At 62.3% G+C, this 26,466-nt stretch carries 25 protein-coding genes, 1 tRNA gene and 1 pseudogene; 15 read left to right on the forward strand and 12 right to left on the reverse strand.

Annotation, left to right across the window (positions count from 1 at the left end):
• Positions 1-182 precede the first annotated feature (182 nt).
• Positions 183-259, forward strand: a tRNA-Asp gene (locus AB5Y95_RS14630).
• A 255-nt stretch (positions 260-514) separates the two neighbouring features.
• Here the strand turns inward: AB5Y95_RS14630 and AB5Y95_RS14635 are convergent.
• The 6 genes and pseudogenes from AB5Y95_RS14635 to AB5Y95_RS14660 form a co-directional block, all read right to left on the reverse strand.
• Positions 515-646 (reverse strand): annotated as a pseudogene (locus AB5Y95_RS14635) (phosphoribosylaminoimidazole carboxylase); the annotation flags it as partial.
• A gap of 1,097 nt (positions 647-1,743) precedes the next feature.
• The gene (locus AB5Y95_RS14640) at positions 1,744-2,730 is read right to left on the reverse strand and encodes a YafY family protein (RefSeq protein WP_005308002.1); all 987 of its coding nucleotides are present in this window, start codon (positions 2,728-2,730) and stop codon (positions 1,744-1,746) included.
• Positions 2,731-3,035: 305 nt separating this feature from the next.
• On the reverse strand, positions 3,036-3,422 hold the full coding sequence (locus AB5Y95_RS14645) for a SirB2 family protein (RefSeq protein WP_274181984.1): 387 nt from the start codon (positions 3,420-3,422) through the stop codon (positions 3,036-3,038).
• On the reverse strand, positions 3,419-5,275 hold the full coding sequence (locus AB5Y95_RS14650) for a monovalent cation:proton antiporter-2 (CPA2) family protein (RefSeq protein ID WP_005308005.1): 1,857 nt from the start codon (positions 5,273-5,275) through the stop codon (positions 3,419-3,421). The genes AB5Y95_RS14645 and AB5Y95_RS14650 overlap by 4 nt, the downstream gene beginning before the upstream one ends.
• 70 nt (positions 5,276-5,345) lie before the next feature.
• Positions 5,346-5,945, reverse strand: a complete 600-nt coding sequence (locus tag AB5Y95_RS14655; protein WP_019839951.1) for an NAD(P)H-dependent oxidoreductase — start codon at positions 5,943-5,945, stop codon at positions 5,346-5,348.
• A gap of 56 nt (positions 5,946-6,001) precedes the next feature.
• A complete protein-coding gene (locus AB5Y95_RS14660; RefSeq protein ID WP_010635414.1) occupies positions 6,002-6,847 on the reverse strand; it encodes a LysR family transcriptional regulator in 846 nt (281 codons plus the stop codon).
• A gap of 143 nt (positions 6,848-6,990) precedes the next feature.
• Between AB5Y95_RS14660 and AB5Y95_RS14665 the strand changes: the two genes are divergently transcribed.
• The 6 genes from AB5Y95_RS14665 (at position 6,991) to AB5Y95_RS14690 (ending at position 15,017) form a co-directional block, all read left to right on the forward strand.
• Entirely contained in the window at positions 6,991-7,713 is a 723-nt protein-coding gene (locus AB5Y95_RS14665) for an SDR family oxidoreductase (protein WP_368161481.1), read from the forward strand.
• 87 nt (positions 7,714-7,800) lie between these two features.
• Positions 7,801-8,124 carry a hypothetical protein gene (locus tag AB5Y95_RS14670; RefSeq protein ID WP_017787311.1) on the forward strand — a complete coding sequence of 108 codons (324 nt, stop codon included), beginning with the start codon at positions 7,801-7,803 and terminating at the stop codon, positions 8,122-8,124.
• Positions 8,125-8,171: 47 nt separating this feature from the next.
• Positions 8,172-8,603 carry a DUF411 domain-containing protein gene (locus tag AB5Y95_RS14675; protein WP_010635411.1) on the forward strand — a complete coding sequence of 144 codons (432 nt, stop codon included), beginning with the start codon at positions 8,172-8,174 and terminating at the stop codon, positions 8,601-8,603.
• 224 nt (positions 8,604-8,827) lie between these two features.
• Positions 8,828-10,981 carry a S9 family peptidase gene (locus AB5Y95_RS14680; RefSeq protein ID WP_215270606.1) on the forward strand — a complete coding sequence of 718 codons (2,154 nt, stop codon included), beginning with the start codon at positions 8,828-8,830 and terminating at the stop codon, positions 10,979-10,981.
• Positions 10,982-11,396: 415 nt separating this feature from the next.
• Entirely contained in the window at positions 11,397-12,368 is a 972-nt protein-coding gene (locus AB5Y95_RS14685) for a TAXI family TRAP transporter solute-binding subunit (protein WP_010635409.1), read from the forward strand.
• 87 nt (positions 12,369-12,455) lie between these two features.
• Positions 12,456-15,017 carry a TRAP transporter permease gene (locus tag AB5Y95_RS14690; RefSeq protein ID WP_368161482.1) on the forward strand — a complete coding sequence of 854 codons (2,562 nt, stop codon included), beginning with the start codon at positions 12,456-12,458 and terminating at the stop codon, positions 15,015-15,017.
• A 316-nt stretch (positions 15,018-15,333) separates the two neighbouring features.
• Here the strand turns inward: AB5Y95_RS14690 and AB5Y95_RS14695 are convergent, their stop codons facing one another.
• Positions 15,334-15,474: a hypothetical protein gene (locus AB5Y95_RS14695; protein WP_010635406.1), complete on the reverse strand. Its 141-nt coding sequence runs from the start codon at positions 15,472-15,474 to the stop codon at positions 15,334-15,336.
• A 188-nt stretch (positions 15,475-15,662) separates the two neighbouring features.
• On the opposite strand from AB5Y95_RS14695, the gene AB5Y95_RS14700 reads away from it, so the two are divergent.
• Entirely contained in the window at positions 15,663-16,289 is a 627-nt protein-coding gene (locus AB5Y95_RS14700) for a lysoplasmalogenase (RefSeq protein WP_005308018.1), read from the forward strand.
• Positions 16,290-16,351: 62 nt separating this feature from the next.
• On the opposite strand, the gene AB5Y95_RS14705 is transcribed toward AB5Y95_RS14700, so the two are convergent.
• Together AB5Y95_RS14705 and AB5Y95_RS14710 are read right to left on the reverse strand one after the other, a co-directional pair.
• The gene (locus tag AB5Y95_RS14705) at positions 16,352-17,905 is read right to left on the reverse strand and encodes a DHA2 family efflux MFS transporter permease subunit (protein WP_017783154.1); all 1,554 of its coding nucleotides are present in this window, start codon (positions 17,903-17,905) and stop codon (positions 16,352-16,354) included.
• Positions 17,905-18,957: an HlyD family secretion protein gene (locus AB5Y95_RS14710; protein ID WP_005308022.1), complete on the reverse strand. Its 1,053-nt coding sequence runs from the start codon at positions 18,955-18,957 to the stop codon at positions 17,905-17,907. Before AB5Y95_RS14710 ends, AB5Y95_RS14705 begins: the two co-directional genes overlap by 1 nt.
• Positions 18,958-19,053: 96 nt before the next feature.
• Here AB5Y95_RS14710 and AB5Y95_RS14715 point away from each other — a divergent pair, with 96 nt between their 5' ends.
• The gene (locus AB5Y95_RS14715) at positions 19,054-19,956 is read left to right on the forward strand and encodes a LysR family transcriptional regulator (RefSeq protein WP_005308024.1); all 903 of its coding nucleotides are present in this window, start codon (positions 19,054-19,056) and stop codon (positions 19,954-19,956) included.
• Between the two features lie 55 nt (positions 19,957-20,011).
• Positions 20,012-20,326 carry a DUF2007 domain-containing protein gene (locus AB5Y95_RS14720; protein ID WP_005308027.1) on the forward strand — a complete coding sequence of 105 codons (315 nt, stop codon included), beginning with the start codon at positions 20,012-20,014 and terminating at the stop codon, positions 20,324-20,326.
• A 14-nt stretch (positions 20,327-20,340) separates the two neighbouring features.
• Here AB5Y95_RS14720 and AB5Y95_RS14725 read toward each other — a convergent pair whose 3' ends face one another.
• Entirely contained in the window at positions 20,341-21,624 is a 1,284-nt protein-coding gene (locus AB5Y95_RS14725; protein ID WP_026141205.1) for a dicarboxylate/amino acid:cation symporter, read from the reverse strand.
• 208 nt (positions 21,625-21,832) lie between these two features.
• On the opposite strand from AB5Y95_RS14725, the gene AB5Y95_RS14730 reads away from it, so the two are divergent.
• Together AB5Y95_RS14730 and AB5Y95_RS14735 are read left to right on the forward strand one after the other, a co-directional pair.
• A complete protein-coding gene (locus tag AB5Y95_RS14730; RefSeq protein WP_017785721.1) occupies positions 21,833-22,078 on the forward strand; it encodes a YecH family metal-binding protein in 246 nt (81 codons plus the stop codon).
• Between the two features lie 100 nt (positions 22,079-22,178).
• Complete coding sequence (locus tag AB5Y95_RS14735) at positions 22,179-22,778, forward strand: YhgN family NAAT transporter (RefSeq protein WP_368161483.1); 600 nt, start codon at positions 22,179-22,181, stop codon at positions 22,776-22,778.
• A 148-nt stretch (positions 22,779-22,926) separates the two neighbouring features.
• Here AB5Y95_RS14735 and AB5Y95_RS14740 read toward each other — a convergent pair whose 3' ends face one another.
• Positions 22,927-23,895 (reverse strand): LysR substrate-binding domain-containing protein, encoded by a 969-nt coding sequence (locus tag AB5Y95_RS14740; RefSeq protein ID WP_368161484.1) that lies wholly within the window; start codon positions 23,893-23,895, stop codon positions 22,927-22,929.
• A 273-nt stretch (positions 23,896-24,168) separates the two neighbouring features.
• Here AB5Y95_RS14740 and tatA point away from each other — a divergent pair, with 273 nt between their 5' ends.
• The 3 genes from tatA (at position 24,169) to AB5Y95_RS14755 (ending at position 26,285) form a co-directional block, all read left to right on the forward strand.
• The gene (tatA, locus tag AB5Y95_RS14745; protein ID WP_005308036.1) at positions 24,169-24,330 is read left to right on the forward strand and encodes a twin-arginine translocase TatA/TatE family subunit; all 162 of its coding nucleotides are present in this window, start codon (positions 24,169-24,171) and stop codon (positions 24,328-24,330) included.
• A gap of 14 nt (positions 24,331-24,344) precedes the next feature.
• Positions 24,345-24,647, forward strand: coding sequence for a YfcZ/YiiS family protein (locus AB5Y95_RS14750; RefSeq protein ID WP_005308037.1), 303 nt, complete (start codon positions 24,345-24,347; stop codon positions 24,645-24,647).
• Positions 24,648-24,860: 213 nt separating this feature from the next.
• The gene (locus AB5Y95_RS14755) at positions 24,861-26,285 is read left to right on the forward strand and encodes a transporter substrate-binding domain-containing protein (RefSeq protein ID WP_368161485.1); all 1,425 of its coding nucleotides are present in this window, start codon (positions 24,861-24,863) and stop codon (positions 26,283-26,285) included.
• A gap of 7 nt (positions 26,286-26,292) precedes the next feature.
• On the opposite strand, the gene AB5Y95_RS14760 is transcribed toward AB5Y95_RS14755, so the two are convergent.
• Positions 26,293-26,439: a hypothetical protein gene (locus AB5Y95_RS14760; RefSeq protein WP_017778475.1), complete on the reverse strand. Its 147-nt coding sequence runs from the start codon at positions 26,437-26,439 to the stop codon at positions 26,293-26,295.
• Positions 26,440-26,466: the final 27 nt, after the last annotated feature.

Raw genomic sequence — 26,466 nt, forward strand, 5'->3', positions numbered from 1 at the left:
CTGACCCCATGCCGAACTCAGAAGTGAAACGCTGTAGCGCCGATGGTAGTGTGGCATTCGCCATGCGAGAGTAGGACACTGCCAGGCACCCAATTAAACGGTGATGTGAAAGACATGACCGGCTGCGAGGATGACACCTCATAAAGAAGCAGCAAAAGATTTAGCGAAAGCTAACCGAATGCGGAGCGGTAGTTCAGTCGGTTAGAATACCGGCCTGTCACGCCGGGGGTCGCGGGTTCGAGTCCCGTCCGCTCCGCCACTAAATTGAAAGGCCTTCCCTGACAGGAAGGCCTTTTTGCTATCTGGCTTTTGCAAACGGGATGAGGAAACAAGAGACAACCGCCAGGGCTGCGACTTGCCACTGGCAACTCGGTCCCTGTCTGTTGTCCCTTGTGCTTGAGCCGGACTCTGTCCGTCTCCCCGTCCGCTCCGCCACTAACAAGAAGCCCAGTCGAAAGACTGGGCTTTTTTTCGTCTCACTTTCCCCGGATCCCCTCTTTTCTCCTTACTCACTTCAGTAAAACACGCAGAGCCAAACGGTGGTCATGTCGGGATGGGTCCACTCGACCCTGTGCTTCTGGCGGGCAGGGATATTGATGTGATCCCCCGGACCCTGCTGGATCAGCTGCTACCGCTGTCTCTCTTGCCTGCAATGAAATGAGAGGAGAACGACATTCCACTGAGTGTCGTGGAAGACTGCATAGCGCCTCTGTGCCCTGTACTCATACGCGAAGTGCAGCTTGAATGTCTCGGCGCTTCTTTCAGGCCTTGAGAGAGGTCTTGTCGAAAGACTCAGTCAAGGCATGGGCGAGAGTGACGAGCAGCAGGAACAAGCGCAGGGAAGTGGCATGCACAACATCTGCAGCGTGAGTGATTTGATTGGGTTGCAGCTAGTAAAAAGCGCAAAAAGAAAAGGGGACGGCAGCTGCCGTCCCCTCGAGTCATTTCGTCCAGTCCCTGAACTGCAACGCTCCCTGCAATCCCTGACTTTATCCTGATCCTTCGGAATATCCCCTTCCCAATCCGTTGAGGTGTCCTGTGGCCATCCTAGCCTGGCAATCGATCCTGATTGCTGCACTCTCTCCATCCTGGAGGTGTCCGTTACCACATCCCGTGGTGTTCCTTGCGTCATCCTGACAGATAACCATCCGGGTTATCTCGCTTCATCCTGAAGCTGTCCTGCTCGCCTCCGGCGAGGTTCCTGTTCGTCCTGAAGAGCAACCATCCCGCTGCTCTGCCTCATCCTGAGGTGTCCTCAACCACGTCCCGCGGTGTCCTGTATTCCCTTTGATAACCATCCTGGCTATCGGCCTCATCCTGAGGTGTTCCCTGCCCACGTCCTGTGGTTTATTCCCTGCTTATGCGCTGCTTCTGCATCCTGCCGAACCAGCTTCGTCCTTGTGAGACCCATATTAAGGGAACCAGAGGGCGGAACAAGGGAGGATCCGGCGTTGTCGGCGTGATGGGAACGCTTAAACGATCATAGTTGTGATAATAAATTCATATTAATCATGCTGTTAGTTTGTTTCACGGGAAAGCATAAGGATTCAAAGATGGCTTCGCGTACGGTTCGACACAGTGGCCTCTTACAGCGGCGATGGCTGATCTCTCACACGCAAAAACAGGGCGAAAACGATGGTAAAAACAGGCTCAATTCGGAGGGTAAGGCTTAAAAATTAGTTGAATAAATATGCTCAAAAAGAATACAAAAAGCCGGGCTTGGCCCGGCTTTTTGAGAAGGTGTCAGCTGACGCGGCTACCCGGTGTCGGATATGCCTTGCGCAAGGATTCTGGCGCCAGCACTTCCAGGTTCCCGCTCATGTTGTTGAGCCAGGTACGGAACTCCGGAGTGTCCTGCACCTCGGTTTCCACCACCACGCTGCGCTTGTCGTAACGGGTCATGCGCGGGTTGTGGCCGGGGATCTGGCCGTCGACCAGGGTTGGGCAGTTGGCATCGATGCGACCGACGAAGCGGATCGGCCCGCTGACATCCTGGTACCCCTGATCGCGGATCAGTTTCTGGATATTGAAATCCTTCGGCTGGGTCGCGCTGAAGTTGGTCAGCTCCACGTTCTTGATGTGGTCGAACGGGATGCCGTAGACCTTGGGATCCAGCTCGGACAGGGTGCAGAGCAGGGTCGGCCCCTCCGCCTGGTTCAGAATGCCGAGCGGATTGATGCGGTCATAGCAGAGCCACACGGTGCGCTCCTTGATGACACGCTGGATCTCGGCGCTGAACTTGCGGCCACGCCACAGAGCATCGCGGATCAGGGTGCTGCGGCGGATCTCCGGGTTGCCGGCAAACGGACGCGGTGACTGGTGCACGCTCTCGAGCCAGCGTTCCGCCAGTTCGCTCTGGCTGTCACGGATCACCTGGCTGGCCTTGTCGACCAGCGGGTTCAATTCGGTCAGGACACTGGCGGGCAGCAGCTGGCTGGCCTGGTCGCTCCAGGTTTTCAGCGCCACTGCCAGCGACAGCGGCATGATGTTGGCAAAATCGTTGAGGCCATGGCGCTCGAAGCACCAGCCGTGTGGTTTGCTGCGTTCATCCGAGGTGAGATCGAACAACCCCATGCCGGACATCTCTTCCAGGTCCCGTTGCACGGTACGCAGACTGACATGAATGCCTTCTTCTTCCAGTTTTACCTGGAGTTGGCTGGCGGTCAGCTTGTAAGGGCGGTGCGGGATGCAACGCGCCAAGGTCAGTTGTCGTAACAGCTTCTTACTCATGGTGCATGCCTTCACTGGTTTAGCGTTGAGTGTATCCTAGCTATGCCTTGCGACAGTCTATGTCGCAAGTTTTGCTGCGACAACTGTCGCCATTTTCATACAAACCAAGCTAACTACATGATCATAAAAGAGAACGCTCTCTTTTCTGGCAGCAATTGAGGCTAAAAAATGATGAAAATTCGCCAAATGAAAGTGCTGCCTTACGGATTTGGCGTAGAAGAAAAAACAGAAATGATGGGTAGGCACAGAATATGATGTGGAGGAGATGACTCTCCTCCACCGGGCGGGGATTTTTGGCTGTCGGATCAGGCCAGCCAGGACCAGGCAGACTTGGTGATGGCGGCGCCCACCATGTAGCCGAATACCGCCAGGGCCGCGAGGCCGGCCACCAGCTTCTGACTGCGCGCAGGGCGCTTGAGCGCCATGACGCCGAAGCTGATGTAAACCACCAGCGCGATCAGCTTGGCCATCAGCCAGGGCTGCTGACCCGGGCTCATCTGCAGGGTCACCGCCAGCACTACCCCGAACAGCAACAGTAAGGTGTCGTTGACATGGGGCAGGATCTTCAGCCACTTCTGCTGCAGGCGGGCACTGCCCCCCAGTGCCAGCAGCCAGCGATAGAGGAACAGCAGCACGCTGACCAGTGCCAGCGTCATGTGCAGGTGTTTGAGCAGGGGGTAATAGGCAATCATATTGCTTCCTTGTCGTTGTCGGGCAGACCGCTGTTCCAGTTGTGGGCGTGAATGCGCTCCTGTCCTTCCTGATCGTCTTGCAGCAGATCGGAGAGGATGTCCCGGTATTGCAGGCTCTTGTTGATATAGGTGTGTTCGTCGTCCAGGTAGTTGACCTGCTCCCGCAGCAGCCAGTTGTCGTGCTGCTTGAAGGTCTGCCCGGCCCGCCAGGCCTGATTGGCCCGAAAACCGAGCTGGGTCAGGGCTTCCACCCCCAGATCCACGGCGGAACCCAGGGTTTCCCGATACACGCTGCCCACGCCCTGGCGCAGGATCTCGTGAGCGTGGGGACGATCCTGGGCTCGCGCCAGTATCTTAAGGTGCGGGAAGTGTTTCTTCACCATTTCAATTACTTCGAGTGACGTTGCAGGGTCGTTGATGGAGAGCACCAGCAATTTGGCCTTGTGGGCACCGGCGGCGTGCAGCAGGTCGAGCCGGCTGGCATCCCCGTAGAACACCTGATAGCCATACTTGCGCAGCATCTCTATCTGGCTGGCATCCTGCTCGAGGATGGTGGTACCTATGCCGTGGCCGTGCAGCAAGCGTCCCACTATCTGGCCGAAGCGGCCGAAGCCGGCGATGATCACCGGGTGCTCCACCAGCTCCGGTTGTTCGTGCTGCGGGACCTCGCTCTGGTTGCGGTAGTCGAACCAGGGCTGGATCACCCTATCGTTGAGGATCAGCAGCAGCGGCGTCAACGCCATGGAGAGCGCCACCACCAGGGTCAGCAGGGCGATGGTATCCCCCGGCAACACCCTGTTCTGAGCGGCGAACGAGAACAGCACGAAGGCGAACTCCCCCCCCTGGGCCAGCGCCAGCCCGAAGGTCCAGCGCTGGCTCGGCGAGATGCGGATGATGAAGCCGAGCGCCATCAACACCAGCCACTTGAGCAGCATCAGGCCGACCACCAGGGCCGGGATCAGCAGCGGATGTTCGGCAAACAGCCCGAAGTTGATACCAGCGCCCACCGACATGAAGAAGAGGCCGAGCAGCAGCCCCTTGAACGGCTCTATGTCCGCCTCCAGTTCGTGGCGATATTCGCTGTCCGCCAGCACCACGCCGGCGAGGAAGGAGCCGAGGGCGGGGGAGAGGCCGACCGATTCCATCAGCACGGCGATGGCGATCACCAGCAGCAGGGCGGCGGCGACGAAGATCTCCCGCATGTGGGACTGGGCGATGGCGCGAAACACCGGGCGCATCAGGTAATGACCCCCCAGCACTATGCCGGAGATGGCGGCCACCACCAGCAGGCCGTGTTGCCAGCCGGCCAGCTCCGAGCTGCCGCTGCTGGCCACCGGCGCGATGGCCAGCAGCGGCAGGATCGCCAGGATGGGGATGACGGCGATGTCCTGGAACAGCAGCACGGCGAAGGCGGAGCGGCCGCTCTCGCTCTGCATCAGTTTGCGCTCCTGCAGGCTCTGCAGCACGATGGCGGTGGAGGAGAGCGCCAGGATGAGGCCGATGGCCAGCCCCTGTTGCCAGGGCAGGCCAATGAGGTGGGCCACGCCGGTCAGGGCTGCCGTGGTGAGCAGCACTTGCAGTCCGCCGGTGCCGAGAATGGGCCCCTTCAGCTGCCACAGCAGCGCCGGCCTGAGCTCCAGCCCGACCAGAAACAGCATCAGCACCACCCCGAACTCGGCGAAGTGCATCACGTCTTTTTGTTCACCCACCAGCCCCAGCAGGAAGGGGCCTATGATGATCCCCGCCAGCAGGTAGCCGAGCACGGATCCCAGCCCCCAGCGCTTGGCCAGCGGCACCGCGATCACCGCGGCGGAGAGGTAGATGAAGGCATCGAACAGCAAACCATGTCCCATCAGCGGATCCTCCGCGCCGTGGTGGAGGCCGATGAAGGCAGGCCGGGACTACGCCCGGAGCGGGTTCGGGTCATGGGAGTACCTCCAGCAGATCACGCAGATAGGGGCTGCCGCCGAGTTGTTCCGGGGTCAGCTGTTCGTCGCGCAGGGCGCACAGCAGCTGGCGATAGTCCTGGCCGCAGCGGCGCAGCGCCTCCGGGTCCCGGATCTTGTGAAAGGAGTGCAGCACGAACGGGGGCAGCCAGCTCATGCCACACAGCTGGGCCGTCTGCTGAAAGGGGAGCAGGAAGTCGAGCAGCGGGCGCTGGTTGTAGCCAGCGCTGCAGTAGGATTCGGGGGCACCACCGGTGGTGATGGCCGACAGCCACTGCTTGCCGTTGAGGGCGTGGGCTTCCGGGCCATAGGCGTAGCCGTACTCCAGCACCAGATCCATCCATTCCTTCATGATGGCCGGACAGGAGTACCAGTAGAAGGGGTGCTGGAAGACGATGATGTCGTGTTCAGAGAGCAGGGCCTGCTCCCGCTTCACGTTGATGAACATGTCCGGGTAGTGCAGATAGAGGTCGTGCAGGGTGACGCCCTCCAGCCCGTCGATGGCCTGCAGCAGCTGCTTGTTGGCCCGGGAGCTCTGCAGCGCCGGGTGTGAGAAGATGACCAGAATGCGTTTCATGGGGTCCTGACCTGAAGAGGAGTGGATGCCGGCAAAAGATGCATTGCGCAGCGACGTTAGCAAGAAGCGCCGTGGCCCGCCAGCTCCGGGATCAGCTCGCGCAGCGCCGGATTGAGGGTCTGGTGGGCGGGATAGCAGAGGCCGATGCGCCGGAACATCCGTGGCCCGCTCACGGGCACGGTGCACAGCCCCGCCTCGTCCTCCACCAGCCCGTCCGGCAGGAAGCTGATGCCGACCCCGGCCAGTACCAGCGCCATCACCAGCCCCTTGCTTTCGGCCTTGGCCACCAGATTGAGGGTGAGTCGGTCACAGGCCAGCAGGCCTATGGTCTGCTGATGGGCCTCGCAGGGTGGGCACTCAATAAAATCATAATGTTGCAGCTCGGCCAGTTCGAGTTGCCGGCGGCCGGCGAGGGGATGGTCGCGGCGCACGCACAAGACATAGTCCTCCTCCCACAGCGGCAGAAAGATCTCGTCCTCCCGGCGCAGGGCATCCAGGGTCAGCCGACAGTCGGCAGGCGTCCCGTAATCGGAGAGGGTGAGATCCAGCTCGGGCAGCACCGCCTGTACCTGCTGCAGCAATCCCGCCAGCCGGCGCCGGCTCAGGTCCGGCATGATGGCAAGATTGAGCCGAGCACGCGTCGCCTTCTGGCGAAACAGCTCGGGCAGCCGACGAGCCTCCTCCACCAGCTTGACCGCGTGGGGATAGAGGTAGTGGGCCGGATCCTTCGCCTCCACCCCCTTCTTGCCCCGGATGAACAGGCTGTCACCCAGGGTCTCTTCCAGCTGGCGCAGCCCCGCCGAGAGGGAGGGCTGGCTGACGTGGCAGCGTTCGGCTGCCGCCGTGATGTTCTTCTCTTCATAGATGGCGATGAAGAAGCGCAGCAGTCTCAGATCCAGCATAAGCCCAACCATAGTTTTTTCAGATGATAACCAGCGGAAAACAATATTTATCACTGATGGATGCAGTGACTATAGTGATCCCGTTCCGTGCTGGCCAGCCGCTTGTTTGCTCAAACCGACTCTTGAATCAGAAGGAAAACATCATGTCCAAGCCTCTCGTCGTGATCACCGGTGCCTCCGCCGGGATCGGTGCCGCCATCGCCCGCGCCTTCTCCGCTGCCGGCCATCCGCTGCTGCTGTTGGCCCGCCGGGTCGAGCCCATGCAGGCGCTGGCGCTGCCCGATACCCTCTGCATCGGGGTCGACGTGACCGACACCGCCGCCATGAAGGCCGCCATCCAGCAGGCCGAGGCGCAATTCGGTCCGGTCGGCTGCCTGGTCAACAACGCCGGCGTCATGCTGCTGGGCCAGGCCGACGTGCAGGACCCGGCCGAGTGGCAGCAGATGCTCAACATCAACGTGATGGGGGTGTTGAACGGCGTTCACGCCGTGCTGGCCGGGATGAAGGCGCGCCGCAGCGGTACCATCATCAACATCAGCTCCATCGCCGGTCGCAAGACCTTCCCGAACCATGCCGCCTACTGCGCCACCAAGTTCGCGGTGCACGCCCTGACCGAAAACATCCGGGAAGAGGTGGCCGATGTCGGCGTGCGGATGGTGACCATAGCCCCAGGCGCGGTGGAGACCGAGCTGCTCAGCCACACCACGGACGAGAGCATCAAGGCCGGCTACCACGACTGGAAGGATCAGATGGGCGGCGTCATTGCGCCCGAGGTGATCGCTGAGGCCGTGCTCTATGCCTGGAACCAGCCGGCCAATGTTTGCGTGCGCGAGATCGTGCTGGCGGCCACCCGTCAGCAACCTTGATGGGGGCTGACTGGAAGAGGGGGAGGGCTTGACCCTCCCCCTGGGCCAGGGGTTACCATAGAGCACCTTTCGTCAATGAGTCGTCTCATGGTTCTGACCCGTCGCCAACTTGCTCGCGCCCGCCGCTGGCTCCCCCTGTGGAGTCTGCTGATGGTGCTGATGTCGTTTGGCAGCCGGGCGGCGACCGATCTCTGTACCCTGACACCTCATTGCAGCCAGAGCGAACGCACCCTGGAGAAAGCCATGCCCTGCGGCAGCTTCACCTCGGCGCTCGCCATGACGGTGCTCAGCAGTGACAGCCTGACGGTTGCCATGCTGGAACCCGACGCCCCGGATTTCATCTCCCCTTCCCAGTTCATGCCGGATGTCCCGACCGACCGGCTGGAGCGTCCTCCCCGCACCCAGGCTTGAATCTGACCCCCGTTCCCGGGCATGTTTCATTCAATCTGAGGTGAGTTATGTACAAATCCCTGCTACTGGCCGTGCTGGCCGGTACCGTCAGCTTTTCTGCTCTCGCGGCCGAGAAGATGATCGTCTACAAATCCAAGTACTGCGGCTGCTGCCAGGCCTGGAACAAGCACATGGAAGAGAATGGCTTCGAGCTCGAGGTCATCGAAACCGAACAGCTTGCACCGGTCAAACAGCAGTACGGTATCACTCCGCAGCTGGCCTCCTGCCACACCGGCGTGGTCAACGGCTATGTGATCGAGGGACACGTGCCCGCCGCCGATGTGCAGAAACTGCTCAAGGAAAAACCGGCGATCCGCGGCCTGACCATTCCGGGCATGCCCCAGAGTGCGCCGGGCATGGATATTCCGGGTCAGCCCTATCAGGTGCTGAGCATCAGCAATGAGGGCGCGACCAGGGTCTGGTCGAGCTACCCCGGCTGATGAAGACTGGCCGTGAGCGGACACACTTCCATCATGTGAGGCACACCTGAGCGAGCCTGTGTTGCTCACGGTCAGGTATGGGGGCCGCCATCGCGAGATGGCGGCCCTTTTACATCCCGGCGCGGGAGAACTTGCAACTGAAGGCGACAAGGGGCAGATTGGTCCCCTGTCCAAGGAGCCAAGGCTCAGGTCCGCCAACCCTTTTAAAGCGCAAAGGATGCGACATGTTCACCTTTTCCCGAGGGCTTCTGCTGCTGGCTTGTCTGGCCGCCGTTCCCTGTTCATATGCCAATGATGAGTCCGCCATGCCCACACGCGACACCCAGATCCAGCCTCCCGTGGCCGCCAAACACCCTCACGCCATCAAGAAACACGGGGATACCAGGGTCGACAACTACTACTGGCTGCGCGATGACGAGCGCCAGAAACCCGAGGTGCTGGCTTACCTGGAGGCCGAAAACGCCTACACCGACGCCATGCTCAAACCGGTCAAGCCGCTGCGCGACCAGCTCTATCAGGAGATGGTTGCCCGCATTCCCCAGCAGGACGAGTCGGTGCCCTATGTGAAGAACGGCTATCGCTACCAGACCCGCTACGAGCCGGGCAAGGAGTACGCCATCTATTCACGCAGCAAAATTGGTGAAGAGGCTACAAGCCTGCTGCTGGACGGCAACCAGCGTGCCGAGGGCCACGAGTTCTACGCCCTGGGGGCGCTCGAGGTGAGCCGCAACAACCGCTGGCTGGCGGTGGCGGAAGATTTCCTCTCCCGCCGCCAGTACCAGATCCAGTTCTTCGATCTGGAGAGCGGCAAGTGGGCCGCCGACACGCTTCCGAACACCTCCGGCAATCTGGTGTGGGCCAACGACAGCAAGACGGTGTTCTACGTGCGCAAGCATCCCAAGACCCTGCTGCCCTACCAGGTCTATCGCCACGAGCTGGGCACGGATCCCGCCAAGGACACCCTGGTCTACGAGGAGAAGGACGACACCTTCTATGTGAGCCTCTATGCCACCACCTCGGAAGATTTCATCGTCATCGCCCTCTCCAGCACCACTACCGGCGAGGCGCGCCTCATCGATGCCAACGTGCCGACCCAGGCGCCGCGGCTGTTCCTGCCGCGCCAGGTGGATCACGAGTACAGCCTGGATCACTACCGCGGCCGCTTCTATGTGCGCTCCAACAAGGACGGCAAGAACTTCGGCCTGTACGAGACCAAAGAGAGCCCGGTGGAGCGCTGGAAGGCGGTGATCGCCCCCAATCCGGATGTACTGCTGGAGAGCTATGCCCTGTTCAAGGAGTGGCTGGTGCTGGAGGAGCGCAGTCAGGGGCTGACCCGGCTGCGCCAGGTCAACTGGCAGAGCGGCGAGCAGAAGGAGATCGCCTTCGACGATCCCGCCTATGTCACCTGGCTTGCCTACAACCCGGAGCCGGACACCAGCGCCCTGCGCTATGGCTACTCCTCCATGACCACGCCGTCTTCCACCTACGAGCTCGACCTGAACAGCGGCAAGCGCACCCTGCTCAAGCAGCAGCCGGTGGCGGGCTTCAAGGCCGATCAATATGCCAGCGAGCGGCTCTGGATCACCGCCCGTGACGGCGTGGCCGTGCCGGTGTCGCTGGTCTATCGCAAGGACCAGTTCAAGAAAGAGGGGGCCGGCGCAGGCACCAATCCGCTGCTGGTCTACGGCTACGGCTCCTATGGCGCCAGCATGGATCCGGACTTCAGCAGCGCCCGGCTGAGCCTGCTGGATCGCGGCTTCGTCTACGCCATCGCCCACATCCGGGGTGGCGAGGAGCTGGGCCGCCACTGGTATGAGGATGGCAAGCTGCTGAAGAAGCAGAACACCTTCAACGACTTCATCGACGTGACCGAGGCGCTGGTGGCGCAGGGCTATGGTGCCAGGGATCAGGTCTACGCCATGGGCGGCAGCGCCGGCGGCCTGCTGATGGGGGCCGTCATCAACCAGGCGCCCCAGCTCTATCGCGGCGTGGTGGCCCAGGTGCCCTTCGTCGACGTGGTCACCACCATGCTGGACGAGTCCATCCCCCTCACTACCGGTGAGTACGACGAGTGGGGCAACCCGAACCAGAAGCGCTACTACGACTACATGAAGGCCTACAGCCCCTACGATCAGGTCAAGGCGCAGGCCTACCCGAATCTGCTGGTCACCACCGGGTTGCACGATTCCCAGGTGCAGTATTGGGAGCCGGCCAAGTGGGTGGCCAAGCTGCGGGAGCTGAAGACGGATGATAACAAGTTGTTGCTGAGTACCGACATGGACGCCGGCCACGGCGGCAAGTCGGGCCGCTTCAAGGCCTACGAGGATATCGCGCTGGAGTTTGCGTTTATCCTGGATCTGGCCAAGCCAAAAGCATAAGTTACCAAGGTTGCAGCCCTTGCCAGACAAGGGCTGCAAAAGAATCTCCTTTCCCTCTTCCCGCCTGCCGTCCGGTAGCACAACCAATTAATCTTCGATCGGCAAATTAATGATCGGCTTCAAATTTCTGGCGACCGATATCCTTCATTTTGTGTTTTTGTTTGATTTATGTTGGCGCCGTGTGCTTAATCGATGCCGTTATAACTCTTTAATTGGCCCCCTCGGTGCCAATTATCTCTGGTTGGCATGAAGCCGACTGTCTCACCACAGGATGCTGGTGGCTTTTTGGGGAACGCTGGTCGTTCACCCATTTCCTCATCGCGAGGTCACGGACGACCGCCGACGCAGCACGGCGGTTTGTCTTGCATTCGCCCGTGGAACGGGCGAGCTGAATCAATCAAAAAGGATGAACAACATGAAAGGATTATCCCTGGCGTGTGCCTTGTCGGCAGCTCTGGTCGGTGTCTCGTTTGGTGGTCCGGTACAGGCGCAGGAGCGCTTCGTGACCATAGGCACCGGCGGTCAGACCGGTGTCTACTACGTGGCGGGCCAGTCCATCTGCCGCTTCCTCAACCGCGGCGCCGCCGATCACCAGATCAAGTGCAACGCCCCGGCCAGTGGCGGCGGTGTTGCCAACGTCAACGGCATCCGCTCCGGCGAGTTCAACTTCGGCATCATGCAGTCCGACCACCAGTACAAGGCGATGAAGGGCGTCGAGCCGTTCAAGGCCGAGGGTCCGATGGATGACATCCGCGCCGTCTTCTCCCTGCAGAGCGAAGTGTTCACCATCCTGGCCCGCAAGGACGCCAAGATTGCCGGCTTCGACGATCTGAAGGGCAAGCGCGTCAACATCGGCAACCCGGGCTCTGGTCAGCGCGACACCTTCGAAGAGATCATGGCCGTCAAGGGCTGGGACAAGTCCGTGTTCAGTCTGGTCTCCGAGCTCAAACCCGCCGAGCAGGCCTCTGCCCTGGGTGACAACAACATCGATGCCATGAGCTACTTCGTCGGCCACCCGAACGGTGCCATCCAGGAAGCCTCCACCACCACCGACACCGTGCTGGTGCCGGTGACCGGCCCCGAGATCGACAAGCTGCTGGCCGAGAAGAGCTACTACAGCAAGGCCGAGATCCCGGGTGGTCTGTACAAGGGCAGCCCGAACCCGACCCCGTCCATCGGTGGCAAGGCTGTACTCTCCACCAGCGCCAAGGCAGATCCGGAAGTGGTCTACCAGCTGGTCAAGTCCGTGTTCGACAACCTGGATCGCTTCAAGCGCCTGCACCCGGCCTTCGCCGACCTGAAGGAAGCCGACATGATCAAGGTGGGTCTCTCCGCCCCGCTGCATGAAGGCGCGGTGCGCTACTACAAGGAACGTGGCTGGATGTAATCCGGTTGCGGTTTCGGATGTGCCCCAGACTCGCTCCTCCCTCGGGGGGGCGAGTCTCATTTATTGCAGTACCAACAGAGCCACACTATGCAGCAAACACAACAACAAGAGGCGCTCTCGGCCGAGGAGCTGATCGCCCAGGATGTGGGAGCCCGCCTGCCGGTGGGCACCATGAGCTGGATCATCGCGGGTCTTGCGCTGATCTGGTCCCTGTTCCAGCTCTGGATCGCTTCGCCGCTGCCGTTTTCTCTCGGCATCGGTGTTCTCAACGACACTGAAACACGCTCGATTCACCTGGCTTTCGCCATCCTGCTCGCCTATCTGGTGTTCCCGGCCATGCGCAGCTCGCCGCGCGACCGCGTGCCGCTCGGTGACATCGCCCTTGGCCTCATCGGCGCCGCCGTCGCCAGCTACCTGTTCATCATGTATGAGCAGCTGGCCCAGCGCCCCGGCAACCTGACCACCATGGACTTCGTGGTCGCCTGTATCGGCATTCCGCTGCTGCTGGAAGCCGCCCGCCGTGCCCTCGGCCCGGCCCTGGCGGTGATCGCCATCGTCTTCCTGGCCTACAGCCTGGCCGGTCCCTGGATGCCCTCCCTGCTGGCCCACCGCGGGGTGAGCCTGCATGCGCTGGCCAACCACCAGTGGATCACCACCGAAGGGGTGTTCGGCATCGCCCTCGGGGTCTCCACCAGCTTCGTCTTTCTGTTCGTGCTGTTTGGCGCCCTGCTCGAGCGCGCCGGCGCGGGCCACTACTTCATCCAGCTCGCCTTCAGCCTGCTCGGCCACCTGCGCGGCGGCCCGGCCAAGGCGGCCGTGGTGGCCTCGGCCCTGACCGGCGTTATCTCCGGCTCCTCCATCGCCAACGTGGTGACCACGGGCACCTTCACCATCCCCATGATGAAACGGGTCGGCTTCTCCAAGGAGAAGGCCGGCGCGGTGGAAGTGGCCTCCTCGGTCAACGGCCAGATCATGCCCCCGGTCATGGGCGCTGCTGCCTTCCTGATGGTGGAGTACGTCGGCATTCCCTACGTGGAGATCATCAAGCACGCCTTCCTGCCGGCGGCCATCTCCTACATCGCCCTGCTCTACATAGTGCACCTCGAGGCGCTCAAGCTCGGCATGCAGCCCATCGGCAACCATCAGCCGCGCCCCTGGCTGCGCCGCCTGACCGGCTTCGCCTTCGGTGCCGCTCTCATCAGCGGTCTCTCCATGGCGGTCTACTATGGCCTGGGCTGGCTCAAACCGGCGCTGGGCGACTACGCCCTGCCGGGGATCAGCGTGCTGCTGGCCGCCGCCTACCTGGGACTGCTGAAGATCGCCGCCAGCAACGAGCCGTTGCCGTCGGAAGATCCGGACAAGCCGCTGGATGAACTGCCGGAGACCCGCGCCGTGCTGCTCTCCGGCCTGCACTTCCTGCTGCCGGTGGTGGTACTGGTGTGGTGTCTGATGGTGGAGCGACTCTCCCCCGGCCTGTCGGCCTTCTGGGGCTCGGTGATGCTGATCATCATACTGCTGACACAGCGCCCGCTGCTGAACTGGCTGCGCACCGACGGCAAGCATGACTACGGCAGCTTCACCGACGGCGTGGTGGATCTGCGCGAGGGGCTGATCGCCGGTGCCCGCAACATGATCGGCATCGGCATCGCCACCGCCACCGCCGGCATCATAGTCGGGGCCGTCTCCCAGACCGGGGTTGGCCTGGTGCTGGCGGATCTGGTGGAGTTCCTCTCCATGGGCAACCTGCTGCTGATGCTGCTGCTGACCGCCCTGCTGAGCCTGATCCTCGGCATGGGGCTGCCCACCACCGCCAACTACATAGTAGTGTCCAGCCTGCTGGCGCCGGTGATCGTCACCCTGGGGCAGCAGAACGGCCTCATCGTGCCGCTCATCGCCGTACATCTGTTCGTCTTCTACTTCGGCATCATGGCCGATGTGACCCCGCCGGTGGGGCTGGCCTCGTTCGCCGCGGCCGCCGTCTCCAAGGGAGATCCCATCAAGACCGGGATCACGGCGTTCTACTACAGCCTGCGCACCGCGGCGCTGCCGTTCCTGTTCATCTTCAACACCGACCTGCTGCTCATCAACGTGGACTTCGCCCACGGCGTGCTGATCTTCATCGTGGCCACCATCGCCATGCTGATCTTCGCCGCCGCCACCCAGGGTTACTTCCTGGTGAAGAGCCGCTGGTACGAGAGCGTGCTGTTGCTGCTGGTGGCCTTCACCCTGTTCCGTCCAGGCTTCTGGATGGACATGCTGCACGACCCGTATCGCGACGCCGCGCCGGCCGAGTTGGCCCAGACCATGGGCCAGGTGGAGGCCGAAAGCACCCTGCGCCTGCGGATGGAAGGGGAAGATGCGGTGGGCAAGTTGCGCCGCTTCACCGTGTTGCTGCCGGTGCCGGATGGTGCGAGCGGTGAGGATCGTCTGACCAAGCTGGGGATCCAGACCTATGAGCAGGACGGCAAGATCCTGATCGACAGCGTCACCTTCGGCAGCCAGGCCGCCGAGCTGGGGCTGGAGATGGATCAGCAGATCCTGAGCGTCAAGGCGCCCACCGAGCGCTGGCCCAAGGAGCTGATGTGGCTGCCGGGCTTCCTGCTGTTCGGTGCCGTGATCTGGCTGCAGCGGCGCCGTCAGGCACGCTGATCCCGCACCCAATAAAAACGGCGCCACGATGGCGCCGTTTTTATTTACCCCGTGTGGGGTTATTCCTGCGGAGCTTGCTTTTGCGGCAGGTTGAAAGGCTGTTGCTTCACCTGGCTCAGTTCCGGCTGCTCTCAAACCTATTCAACGCGGCACATCATGATATCTATACGGGCCGCGGGAGGGCTTATTCTTGCGGATCCTGCTCCTGCAGCAGGCTCAGGGTTTGTTGCTCCACCTGGCTCAATCCCAGCTGCTCGCAGGCTTGCTCAAAGCTGATTCCCAGGTGACACATCATGATGTCTGATACCGGGAGGGCTTATTCTTGCGGATCCTGCTCCTGCAGCAGGCTCAGGGTCTGTTGCTCCACCTGGCTCAATCCCAGCTGCTCGCAGGCTTGCTCAAAGCTGATTCCCAAGTGACACATCATGATGTCGATGGCGGGCAGATAGTTTCTCATTGCTTCTTCCATGGTGATCCTCCGAACCCGTTCCTTATGCCCGAACCGGGTGGACGGGACAATTAGACTTTAGGCGTAGAGTGCTCGTTTGCTGAGCGCCTCTGCCACTGGCCGGGGGAATTTGTTACTCTCCCTGTCAGCAAGAAGATGTTGCCGTATGACTGCGAGCGACACGTGAGGAGCAGGGCATGTTATTGAGTTTCTTGATCATCGCATCGGGCTGGTGGCACATTCGTGCGGCCTACGGCTCAGACTCCCGTCAGTTCTACATCAGCAAGCCGCTGACCATGCTGCTCATCATAGCGCTGGCGTTCGGCTATCAGGGCTATGACCACGACGGCTCCCACGCCTGGATCCTGCTCGGTCTCTGCCTGTCGCTGGCCGGCGATGTGCTGCTGATGCTGCCGAGCGACCGCTTCATCCAGGGGCTGGCGGCATTTCTTGTCGCGCACCTCTGCTACATCGTCGGCTTCGCCCAGGGGCCGCTGGTGCTGAACCTGGTGGATGGCCTGCTGTTGCTGCTGGTGGCCGGCATGGTGTTCGGCCTGTTGTGGGGCAAGCTCGGGGAGATGAAGATCCCCGTCTTCTGCTACATGCTGGTGATCATCGGCATGGCCTGGGTGGCCGCCGGTGCCTGGCACGCCTCCCTCACCGCCGGCAGCGCCGCTGCCCTGGTGGGGGCGCTGATGTTCCTCTTCTCCGACAGCATGCTGGCGCTGGACCGCTTCCGTCGTCCGTTCCCCCATGCCACCGCCTGGGTGATGAGCAGCTACTTCGCCGCCCAGTTCCTGATCGCCGCCTCGCTGGCGGGTTGACCGGCGGGCCGCAATAAAAAACGGGCCTGCCGGCCCGTTTTGCTACTCCCTTCCCACTCTTTTCACGCCTCGACCGGTTCGGCATCCGGCGCCCTCGGGGCCGGCTGCTTGAGCAGCAGCATCAGGGCGCTGGCGATCAGCAGGAAGATACCCATCACGAAGAACACCTGGTTGTAGGCCATGATGGCCGCCTCGCGGCTGATGGTGTTCGACAGCATGGCCTGAGCCTGCAGACGGGCCAGCTCGGGGCCGGAGCCCTGGGCCATCATGCTCTGGGCCAGCTGCAGCAGATAGGCCTGTCCCTCTATGCTGGTGGCGGCCAGGGTACTGCCGATCTGGCTGACGTGGGTGCGGGTATCGTTGTCGATCAGGGTCGCTATGATGGCGATGCCGAAGGCGCCGCCCAGGTTGCGCAGCACGTTGAGCAGGGTGGAGGAGGAGGGGATCTCGTCCGGCATCAGGCTGGCGGTCGCCACCAGAGAGAGCGGCACCATGATGAAGGGCTGCCCCAGCGCCCGCACGATGAGCGACTGGATCAGCTGGGGGCCGGCGTAATCCGCACTCATGTTCATGTTCATGAAGCAGCTGACGGCGAACACCAGAAAGCCGAAGCTCACCAGATAGCGCGGGTCTATCTTGTGGGTCAGCTTGGGCACCAGCGGCAGCACCAGCAGCTGGGGCAGGCCCATCCACATCAGCACCTCGCCGATTTCCAGCGCGTTGTAGTTGTGGATCTGGGTCATGTAGAGCGGCAGCACATAGATGGAGCCCATCAGCGCCATGCCGAGCACCAGGTAGGCGAAGCAGGCCAGCGCGAAGCGCGGGTTGTGCAGCAGCCGCAGGTTGACCAGCGGGTGGCGGCGCAGCAGCTGGCTGATGACGAAGAACACCAGCGCCACCACCGAGATGACGGTGAGCCGCACGATGAAGCTGGAACCGAACCAGTCCTCCCGGTTGCCCTCTTCCAGCACCACTTCCAACAGGCCAAGCCCCACCGCCATGGTAAGGATGCCGATGAGATCCACCCGCTTGATCACCTCCCAGTCCACCGGCTTCTTGTCCAGCCCGTGAGCCAGCATGGCCATCACCAGCAGTCCCGGCGGCACGTTCAGGTAGAAGATGTAGTGCCAGGACATCTGTTCGGTCAGCCAGCCGCCCAGGGTCGGCCCGATGGCGGGGGCGAAGGTGGCGCACAGGCCGAACAGCGCCATGCCGGTGGCTCGCTTGTGCAGCGGCAGCAGGCTGACGATGAGGGAGAAGGCCATGGGGATCAGCGCCCCGCCGGTGAAGCCCTGCAGCGCCCGAAAGACGATCATGCTGGTGAGGTTCCAGCTGAACGAGCAGAGCACGGAGGCGATGATGAAGGCGCCTGTGGTCCACAGCAGGTAGCGCCGCACGCTCAGCCCCCGGCTCAGCCAGCCGCTCAGCGGGATGGCGATCATCTCCGCCACCAGATAGGAGGTGGAGATCCAGGAGCTCTCGCTCAGGGTGGCCGACAGAGCCCCCTGAATGTCCTTCAGGGAGGCGTTGGTGATCTGGATGTCGAGGATGGCCATGAAGGCGCCGATGAGGCCCCCCATGACCGCGATCCAGTTGCGGCGTGGTATGGCGTCCATCAGTTGGCGGCGACCACGGGATCAGGGCTGCGGGTGTCGACGATCACCTCGGTGGAGAGGCCAGGCAGCAGCTTGCCTGCCAGCGCGCCCGGATCCGGAATGCGGATCTTGACCGGTACTCGCTGCACGATCTTGGTGAAGTTGCCGGTGGCGTTCTCCGGCGGCAGCAGGGCGAACTTGGCGCCGGTGGCCGGTGCCAGGCTGTCGATGATCCCCTCTACCGGCTGATCCGGATAGGCATCCAGGATCACCTCCACCTTCTGGCCGGGCTGCATGTGGAGCAGCTGGGTCTCCTTGAAGTTGGCCTCGACCCACACCTGCTGCAGCGGCACCAGGCTGGCCACCTGCATGCCGGACTGGACGTAGAGCCCCGCCCGCAGACTGCGCTTGCCGATGATGCCGTCGGCCGGGGCCCGCAGCTCGGTATAGGCCAGCTCCAGCTTGGCCTGCTCCAGCTGGGCGGCACTCAATGCCAGCTTGGCCTGGTTTTGCTTGGCCTCGGCATCCAGCACCAGCAGCCGCTCGCGGGCGGCCTGCAGGGCCGCTTTGGCCTCCTGCTCCTGGGCCTGATTAACCTGCAAACCGGCGCGCACCTCGTCCAGGCTGTCCTGGGAGCTGTAGTGGCGCTGGTTGAGCTGGCTGACGCGGCGCACCTGCTGCTGGGCCCGAACCTGTTCGGCATTGGCCGAGCTGACCTTGGCCTCGGCCTGGCGAATGAGGCTCAGCTGCTGGGTGCGGGTGGCGGCCAGGTTCTCCGCCGTCGCCTGGTTGAGACGCAGGTCGGCTTCGGCCTCGGCCACCTTGGTCTTGTACTCCCGGTCGTCGAGACGGGCGATGAGCTGGCCGGCCTTCACCGGCTGGTTGTCGGTCACCAGCACTTCGCTGATGTAGCCGGAGAGCTTGGAGCCGATGCCGGTCACCTCGCTCTGCAGGTAGGCGTTGTCGGTGCTCTCGAAGTAGCGGCCGTGCAGATACCAGTAACCGGCAAACAGCAGGCCGAGCAGGGCCAGTATCATGGCGGCCAGCAGGGGGATCTTCTTGTGTTGACTCATGTGGGGGATTCCTGAACTTAAGAGAGGCAGGCTAACACTGGCCAACTGTTTCGATTAGTATCCATTTATGAGATATACAGTTTCACTGGTGCAACAATGGATCTGAACGCTGCATTGATTCTAGTGCGGATCGTCGACAAGGGCTCCTTCACGGCGGCCGCCCAGGAGCTGGGCATGACCAAGGCGACGGTAAGCCGGCGCATCGCCGAGCTGGAGCAGCGCCTCGGCGTGCGGCTGCTCTACCGCTCGACCCGCCAGCTCACCCTGACCGAGGCGGGCGAGCAGTACTATCTGCGCTGCAGCAAGGCGGTGGACGAGCTGGCCCAGGCCGAGCTGATGGTGAGCGCCAGCCAGCAGGAGGTGACCGGCACCCTCAAGCTGGCGGTGCCCATCGAGGCAGGGCAGCTGGTGGTGGGCCGACTGGTGGCGGAGTTTCTGCAGGCCTATCCCGGTCTGCAGGTGGAACTGGAGCTGACCAATCGCATCGTGGATCCCATCAACGAGGGGCTGGATGCGATCGTGCGGATCGGCGACATGAGCGACTCGAACCTGGCGGCGCGGCGGTTGTGGAGCAACGCCCGCCTGATCTGTGCCAGCCCGGCGTACCTGGCGCGCAGCCCCGCCATCACTCATCCCGAGGATCTGGTACAACATGAGCGGGTGGCGGTGACCAGCGGCTTTCTGGCCTCGCACTGGTGCTTCGAGCGGGATGACAAGGAGGTGCTGGTTGACCCTCCCTCCCGCTTTCGGGTTAATAATATAACCTGTGCCAGAGAGGCGGCGAAGGCAGGGCTGGGGCTCGCCTCTCTGCCCGCCATGCTCTGCCACGAGGAGCTGGCGAGCGGGACCCTGGTGTCAGTGCTGCCCGAATGGCAGCAGCCTCGGGTGCCGATTTACCTGCTGTTTCCGGAGCGGCGGCTGATGCCGCGAAAATTGCGGGTGTTCATCGATTTCATCGTGGCCAAGGGGGCCGACTACGGCATAGACACCCTGCTGTAGCCGGCCAGAGTCGGTGCCGTGGTAACGGCATCGCGGGGGATCTGAGGGGGAAGACATGGATCACTGGATCAATCTGTATCGGGCTTCCCATTCGCTGGAGGCCCACGCCCTGAAAGGGGCGCTGGAAGTGGAAGGAGTGCCGGTGCGGCTCAATGGCGAGGCGCTGTCGGGCGCCCTGGGCGAACTGCCGGTGGACATGCTGCAGGTGACCCTGATGGTGCGCGAGCAGGATCGCAGCAAGGCGGGACGGGTCATCGAACGCTATCAGCAGCGCCAGGGCAACGGCTGGCTGTGCGGTCAGTGCGGGGAGGAGAACGGCGCCAACTTCGATGTCTGCTGGCGCTGCCACCACGATCCCCACGAAAATTAATCGCTCGCCCTGCCTCAGCGCAGGGTGAAGTCGATATCCTCCCCCGCGCTGGCGTCGTGATAGGTCGCCAGATCCAGCTCCCGCTCGCTGCGGGCAATCAATACGGAAACCAGAATATCGCCGGAGACGTTGACCGTGGTGCGCGCCATGTCGAGGATCCGGTCGATCCCGGCGATCAGTGCCACCCCCTCCAGCGGCAGTCCCACTGCGGTCAGGGTCAGCGTCAGCAGCATCAGGCCGGTGCCCGGCGTGCCCGCTGTGCCGATGCTGGCCAGGGTGGCGATGCTGATGATGGTCAGGTAATCCACCAGGTGCAGATCCACCCCGAAGGCCTGAGCCACGAACAGGGCGGTGACCCCCTGATAGAGGGCGGTGCCGTCCATGTTGATGGTGGCGCCGATGGGCAGCACCTTGGCTGTGATGGCGGGGGAGACCCCGAGCCGGCGCTCGGCACAAGCCAGGCTGATGGGCAGGGTGCTGTTGCTGGAGCTGCTGGTGAAGGCCACCGCCTGGGCATCGACGATGCTCTTGAAGTAGTGCAGCGGATTGAGGCGGGCCAGCAGGATCAGCAGGCTGCTGTAGACGCCGAGCACGTGCAGCAGGCAGCCGAGGTAGACGGCACCGATCACCTTGAGCAGCGGCAGCAGCAGGCTCATGCCGTACTTGCCGGTCATCCAGGCCATCAGGGCACAGACACCGTAAGGGGCCAGCGCCATCACCATCTGGGTCAGCTTGAACATCCCCTCCGCCAGCGAGGTGAAGAACAGGATGGCGGGGCGGCCGCGCCGACCGGTGGCGTTGAGGGCGAGGGCGAGGGCCACCGCGAACACGATCACCTGCAGGATCTTGCCGTCCACCATGGCCTGCACCGGGTTGCGCGGCACCAGGTGGCTCAGCACGCTGGCCAGGGTGGGGGATTCCGCCATGCCGACCCGCTCATAGGGCCCCATATTGGCGCCCATACCGGGTTCCAGCAGCCAGCCCATCATCAGGCCGATGCAGATGGCGACGGCGGTGGAACAGAGGTAGAGGCCGATGGCCTTGCCGGCGATGCGGTCGAGGGCCTTGCCCTTGAGCAGCGAGGTGAGGCCGGCGATGACCGAACAGAAGATGAGGGGCACCATCAGCATCTGGATGGTGTTGACGAACAGCACGCCAATGGGTTTGAGCAGCAATGCCTGTTCGCTGAAAGCGGCGCCGAGCCCGATCCCCGTTAGCATGCCGAGCAGGGTCTTCAACCAGAGCGGACGGCGGGTCCAGATCCGCCAGGGTTTGAAAGCCAGTCCATGGAACAGCATGACGCCAATGTCCTTATATTCGGTCTGCGGTGGCAAAAAGGGGCGTTAGTGTAGCCATCCCCTGCTCAGGTTGCCACATTATCGACAAAGCCGTGACCATCACCAGTGCGGGGGCAGGGAAATCGGCAATTTGTTGGCCTATATCAAGGTCGTCGGCAGTGGGGCAGGATTTAATAGGCATCAAATATGTCTATTAAAGAGGTTTGCAATGACTCAATCGGTACACGGTCACGAAGTGATGGAGATGATGTTGGCGCAGGGCGGCCAGTTCACCCGGGCCAGCCTCAAGCAGGCCATAGATGCACGCTTCGGGGCGGATGCCCGTTTCCACACCTGCAGCGCCAGCGAGATGGATGCCGAGGCCCTGATCGACTTCCTGGCCAAGCGCGGCAAGTTCGTCGAATCGGAGCAGGGTTTCCAGACCCGCGCCGACAAGATCTGCAACCACGGTTGATCCCCGCCGGCGAGCGCCTGCTGCGCTCGCCGAATCCCGCCGCCTTTGTTATATTCGCCCTCTTTCCCCTCCTCTGTTGAAGGCTTGGCCTGGGCGTTGTATGGATACTTTCTCCGCTGCCGTCATGTTGTTTCTGATCATGGATCCGCTGGGCAACCTGCCGGTCTTCCTGTCGATCCTGCGTCATATCGATCCCAAGCGACGCCGCAAGGTGATGATGCGGGAGCTGCTGTTCTCGCTGGTGATCATGATGGCCTTCCTGTTCGTCGGTCAGCAGATCCTCAATTTCCTCAATCTGCGCCAGGAGGCGGTCAGCATCGCCGGCGGCATCATACTGTTCCTCATCGCCATCAAGATGATCTTCCCGAGTGAAGGGGGGGTGACCGGGCTGGCCGCGGGGGAGGAGCCCTTCCTGGTGCCCATGGCGATCCCCATGATTGCCGGCCCCTCGATCCTGGCATCCTTGCTGCTGCTGGCCAACCAGGAGCCGACCCGGATGGCGGACTGGTCGCTGGCCCTGCTGATGGCCTGGGGCGCCAGCGCCGTGATCCTGATGTTCTACGAGGTCTTCAACAAGCTGCTGGGTGAGCGAGGGCTCACCGCGGTGGAGCGGCTGATGGGCATGCTGCTGGTGATGATCTCGGTGCAGATGCTGCTCGACGGGGTGCACCACTACCTGGCGATAACCGGTCAGAACTGACTGGCCGGCATGCCAACAAGCAAGACACGGGGCTCGATGAGCCCCGTTTTTTTGCTTGTGATCCGGCGTTGTGGCTATGAGGCAGCCTGCGGCTGCCGACGGGGCCGGCTTGCTCAGCCTGTCAGGAGCTCACGGCCCAGCGCCTGTATCAGGACGGTTCGGCAGCAGTGCGCTCCAGTTTGCTCATGATCAGGGCCAGCAGGGTTTCCCGCAGCCAGCGGTGGCCAGGATCCTCCTCGTGGCGCTGATGCCAGATCAGCAAATGGGAGATGCTGTCCAGCGCGATGGGCAGCGGCAGCGGCACCAGCGGATAGACCTGGGTGGCGTGGCGGGCGTAGAGCCGGGAGAGGGTCACTATCATGTCCGAATGCATGCCCATCCGCAGCGCCGCCTCGAAGGAGGGCACGGTCGCCTCGATGCGGCGATAGAGATCCTGCTCCGCCAGCTTGTGATCCAGCATCCAGCGGTCCCTCCCTTCGCAATAGGTCTGCACGTGGGGATAGGCCAGGTAGCGGGTGAGATCCCACTCGGGTTCGTGCAGGGCGGGGTGGTCGTGCTGCACCAGGCAGGTCAGATCGTCGATGGCGAGCAGCCGCTGGCAGATGGCGTTGGGCAGGGTGTCGAGCCGAAAGTCCGAGTTGATGCAGTTCTCCCGCACCGTGAAGGCGATGTCTACCTGGCCCTGGCTCATCTCGGTCAGACTGTTCTCGGTCCACTCCTCGTAGCGCAGCCGGATGCCGGGGGCCTGTCGTTTCAGCTCGCTCAGGTAGAGCGGGGCGAACAGGGTGAAGGCGCTGTCCATGCTGGCGATGACGAACTCCCGCTCGGTGGTGGCCGGGTCAAAATCCGGTGGCTGGATCAGGTTGTCCAGCGACAGCAGGATCGGCTGCAGTTGCTGCTGCAGGCTGAGGGCGCGGGCGGTGGGTTCCAGCCCGTAGGCCGAGCGCACGAACAGGGGGTCGTCGAAGGTTTCCCGCAGCCGGCCGAGGGCCTTGCTGACGGCAGACTGGCTCAGATGCAGGCGACGGGCCGCCCGGCTGCCGTTTCGTTCTTCCAGCAAAACTTGCAGGATTATCAATAGATTGAGGTCGATACGCCCCAGCTGTTCCAGCAACATGATATGAATCCTCTTCAATTCTTAGATGAATTTATACCATTTGTTTTCATATCTAGGCGAACTTATGCTCGAAACGTCTCTCGCCTTCAATGGCGGCTGGTACAGGATGTAGTGGTTGAGGGGACAAGTAGCATCAAGCAATACGGCGGCCTTTGGGTCGCCGTATTTTTTGGTGATTTATTTGCAAACTTGCGCCTGTCTTGATTTTGCCCAACAATCTTTGCGCCTTCTTTTGATACAAACGATCGGTATCTATCAGTCAGGAGTATCCCTATGGGACTCGGTGGAATTCATATCTGGCATTTGTTGATCCTGCTCGTCGTCGTGGTCGTGGTGTTTGGCAGCAAACGCCTGGCCGGCGCCGGGGAAGATCTGGGCACCGCCATCAGGGATTTTCGTAAAGCCTTGCGTGACGATGAATCACAGCCGAAATAAGTGGGAGTTGAATGATGTCCGTAGAAGAGAAAGTGGAATTGAACGAGACCTGTGACAGCTGCGGCTGCTTCGCCGAAATTGGCACCATCATCGGCGAGGGTGACGATGTGATGGAGCTGGTGATCGAGGCCGCCGAAGAGGCCGACGCCCGCGCCAAGCTGGCCGCCTACGAGGCGCTGGCCAAGCAGGTCACCGCCGAAGCCAAGAGCAGCAGCGAACTGAGCCAGGGCGCCAACGGCGTGATCCTGAAAGCCCGCCTGCAATTCACCTGCACCGCCGAAAAACTCATTTTCGAGATGCGTGCCCGCTCTATCTGAGCCCCCTGAAAACACGGCAGGTTCGCCTGCCGTGCTGACCCTTCTGCTGTGGGTCCGCGTTCTATAGTTAGTTATCCCACAGACGGTTTTGCCCGACGCGAGTCGGCCAACAGAAGGCGATCTCATCATGGTTCAGCGCAGGCTCTTCGCCACCCCCCTCCACGTGGCTCATCACCTCTTTGACCTGCCCGGACAGCCACTGGCGGTGACGCCATGAGGCGGCGCTGGCTCTGGAGCCTGCTCATTCTGTGGGCGCTGCCGCTGCTGGCGGCGGATCTCAAGCCGCAGCGGCTGCCCCAGCCAGGGGATCTCGCCAGCATATTGCAAAAGAAAGAGCTGAGGGCCCTCGTGGTCTATGAGCGGGGCTTTTTCTTCTTCGACAAGGGGACCCAGCACGGCATCCTGGTCAACCAGCTGCAGGGATTCGAGCGCTGGCTGAACCAGACCTATCTGGCCAAGGAGAAGATCAAGCTCAAGATCATCTACATCCCGGTGCGCCAGGACAAGCTGCTGGACTATCTCGCCGAGGGGCGGGGGGACCTGGTGGCTGCCAACATGACGGTGACGCCGACCCGGCGCGAGCAGGTGACCTTCTCCAACCCGGTGATCGCCCCCATCGAAGAGTGGGTAGTGAGCCAGCACAGCCTGCCGACCTTCAACCGCATTACCCAGCTCTCAGGCCGGCGGGTCTGGGTGCGGGCCAGCTCCAGCTATTACGAGAGCCTGCGCCAGCTCAACTGGCTGTTTCGCGAGCTGGGGCTGCCCCCTGTCTATATCGAAACCGTGCCTGAATACCTGCAGGACGGGGATCTGCTGGAGATGGTGGCGGCCGGCATCATACCGCTCACCGTGACCGACAGCTTCAAGGGGCGGATTTGGCTCGGCATGATCAGCGGGCTGCGAGCCCACAAGTTGATCCCGCTGCGGGACAACGGCCGCAGCGCCTGGGCCCTGCGCAACAACAGCCCCGAGCTGCTCAAGGCGGTCAACGACTATCTGGCCGATGCCGGCAAGCGCACTCTTTACAGCGACATGGCCCTGCGCCGCCTGCTGGCTCGCAACGACCAGATGAGCAACATACTGGCGCCGGATCCGCTGGGCCGGTTGTCGACCATCCGCAAGGTGCTGGAGCAGCAGGCCGACAAGTACCGGCTAGACTGGCTGATGCTGGCGGCGCTGGCCTACAAGGAGTCTGGCCTCAATGCCAATATCCGTTCCGAACGGGGGGCGGTGGGGATCATGCAGCTGTTGCCGAGTACCGGCAGCGAAGTGGGCATTCGCGGCGCTCGCCTCGCCAGCCTGGAGGGGAACGTGGAGGCGGCCTGCCGCTACATGCGGTTGATCCTCGACACCTATTTCAACGATCCCAAGCTGGACGTGCTCAACCGCCACCTGTTTGCACTGGCGGCCTACAATGCCGGCCCGAACCGGGTGCAGGCGCTCAGGGCCAAGGCCGAGGCCGCCGGGCTGGATCCCGACGTCTGGTTCGGCAACGTGGAGCAGCTGGTGGCCAACGAGGTGGGCCAGGGACCCATCAACTATGTCAGCACCATCTACAAGTACTATGTGGCCTACCGCTTCAGTCTGCCCCAGCTGGAGGGGAAGGCGGCCGCCATCGAGGCGGTGGCCCAGCCCTGATGTCCGGCTAGTGCGATGGGGCGGGCGAGGTGAAGGGCTGCCAGGCCTGATCCCTGTGCTGCAGATACCAGGGGGCCAGCTGGCCGCTCGGCGAGGGATCCGGCTCACTGGCCTGCGGTCTGTGACTGATGGCGGGGCGATCCGTGAGTTCCATGGTAAATTCCTTCATTCTGTTGCTACG

It is taken from the genome of Aeromonas sp. R5-3 (assembly GCF_040908225.1).
GTDB lineage: Bacteria > Pseudomonadota > Gammaproteobacteria > Enterobacterales > Aeromonadaceae > Aeromonas > Aeromonas dhakensis.

What these genes read in the sequence shown, in the direction of transcription:
- AB5Y95_RS14640 (WP_005308002.1), bottom strand. Translation starts at nt 2,730, where the DNA reads ATGAGTAAGAAGCTGTTACGACAACTGACCTTGGCGCGTTGCATCCCG.
- AB5Y95_RS14645 (WP_274181984.1), bottom strand. Translation starts at nt 3,422, where the DNA reads ATGATTGCCTATTACCCCCTGCTCAAACACCTGCACATGACGCTGGCA.
- AB5Y95_RS14650 (WP_005308005.1), bottom strand. Translation starts at nt 5,275, where the DNA reads ATGGGACATGGTTTGCTGTTCGATGCCTTCATCTACCTCTCCGCCGCG.
- AB5Y95_RS14655 (WP_019839951.1), bottom strand. Translation starts at nt 5,945, where the DNA reads ATGAAACGCATTCTGGTCATCTTCTCACACCCGGCGCTGCAGAGCTCC.
- AB5Y95_RS14660 (WP_010635414.1), bottom strand. Translation starts at nt 6,847, where the DNA reads ATGCTGGATCTGAGACTGCTGCGCTTCTTCATCGCCATCTATGAAGAG.
- AB5Y95_RS14665 (WP_368161481.1), top strand. Translation starts at nt 6,991, where the DNA reads ATGTCCAAGCCTCTCGTCGTGATCACCGGTGCCTCCGCCGGGATCGGT.
- AB5Y95_RS14670 (WP_017787311.1), top strand. Translation starts at nt 7,801, where the DNA reads ATGGTTCTGACCCGTCGCCAACTTGCTCGCGCCCGCCGCTGGCTCCCC.
- AB5Y95_RS14675 (WP_010635411.1), top strand. Translation starts at nt 8,172, where the DNA reads ATGTACAAATCCCTGCTACTGGCCGTGCTGGCCGGTACCGTCAGCTTT.
- AB5Y95_RS14680 (WP_215270606.1), top strand. Translation starts at nt 8,828, where the DNA reads ATGTTCACCTTTTCCCGAGGGCTTCTGCTGCTGGCTTGTCTGGCCGCC.
- AB5Y95_RS14685 (WP_010635409.1), top strand. Translation starts at nt 11,397, where the DNA reads ATGAAAGGATTATCCCTGGCGTGTGCCTTGTCGGCAGCTCTGGTCGGT.
- AB5Y95_RS14690 (WP_368161482.1), top strand. Translation starts at nt 12,456, where the DNA reads ATGCAGCAAACACAACAACAAGAGGCGCTCTCGGCCGAGGAGCTGATC.
- AB5Y95_RS14695 (WP_010635406.1), bottom strand. Translation starts at nt 15,474, where the DNA reads ATGAGAAACTATCTGCCCGCCATCGACATCATGATGTGTCACTTGGGA.
- AB5Y95_RS14700 (WP_005308018.1), top strand. Translation starts at nt 15,663, where the DNA reads ATGTTATTGAGTTTCTTGATCATCGCATCGGGCTGGTGGCACATTCGT.
- AB5Y95_RS14705 (WP_017783154.1), bottom strand. Translation starts at nt 17,905, where the DNA reads ATGGACGCCATACCACGCCGCAACTGGATCGCGGTCATGGGGGGCCTC.
- AB5Y95_RS14710 (WP_005308022.1), bottom strand. Translation starts at nt 18,957, where the DNA reads ATGAGTCAACACAAGAAGATCCCCCTGCTGGCCGCCATGATACTGGCC.
- AB5Y95_RS14715 (WP_005308024.1), top strand. Translation starts at nt 19,054, where the DNA reads ATGGATCTGAACGCTGCATTGATTCTAGTGCGGATCGTCGACAAGGGC.
- AB5Y95_RS14720 (WP_005308027.1), top strand. Translation starts at nt 20,012, where the DNA reads ATGGATCACTGGATCAATCTGTATCGGGCTTCCCATTCGCTGGAGGCC.
- AB5Y95_RS14725 (WP_026141205.1), bottom strand. Translation starts at nt 21,624, where the DNA reads ATGCTGTTCCATGGACTGGCTTTCAAACCCTGGCGGATCTGGACCCGC.
- AB5Y95_RS14730 (WP_017785721.1), top strand. Translation starts at nt 21,833, where the DNA reads ATGACTCAATCGGTACACGGTCACGAAGTGATGGAGATGATGTTGGCG.
- AB5Y95_RS14735 (WP_368161483.1), top strand. Translation starts at nt 22,179, where the DNA reads ATGGATACTTTCTCCGCTGCCGTCATGTTGTTTCTGATCATGGATCCG.
- AB5Y95_RS14740 (WP_368161484.1), bottom strand. Translation starts at nt 23,895, where the DNA reads ATGTTGCTGGAACAGCTGGGGCGTATCGACCTCAATCTATTGATAATC.
- tatA (WP_005308036.1), top strand. Translation starts at nt 24,169, where the DNA reads ATGGGACTCGGTGGAATTCATATCTGGCATTTGTTGATCCTGCTCGTC.
- AB5Y95_RS14750 (WP_005308037.1), top strand. Translation starts at nt 24,345, where the DNA reads ATGTCCGTAGAAGAGAAAGTGGAATTGAACGAGACCTGTGACAGCTGC.
- AB5Y95_RS14755 (WP_368161485.1), top strand. Translation starts at nt 24,861, where the DNA reads ATGAGGCGGCGCTGGCTCTGGAGCCTGCTCATTCTGTGGGCGCTGCCG.
- AB5Y95_RS14760 (WP_017778475.1), bottom strand. Translation starts at nt 26,439, where the DNA reads ATGGAACTCACGGATCGCCCCGCCATCAGTCACAGACCGCAGGCCAGT.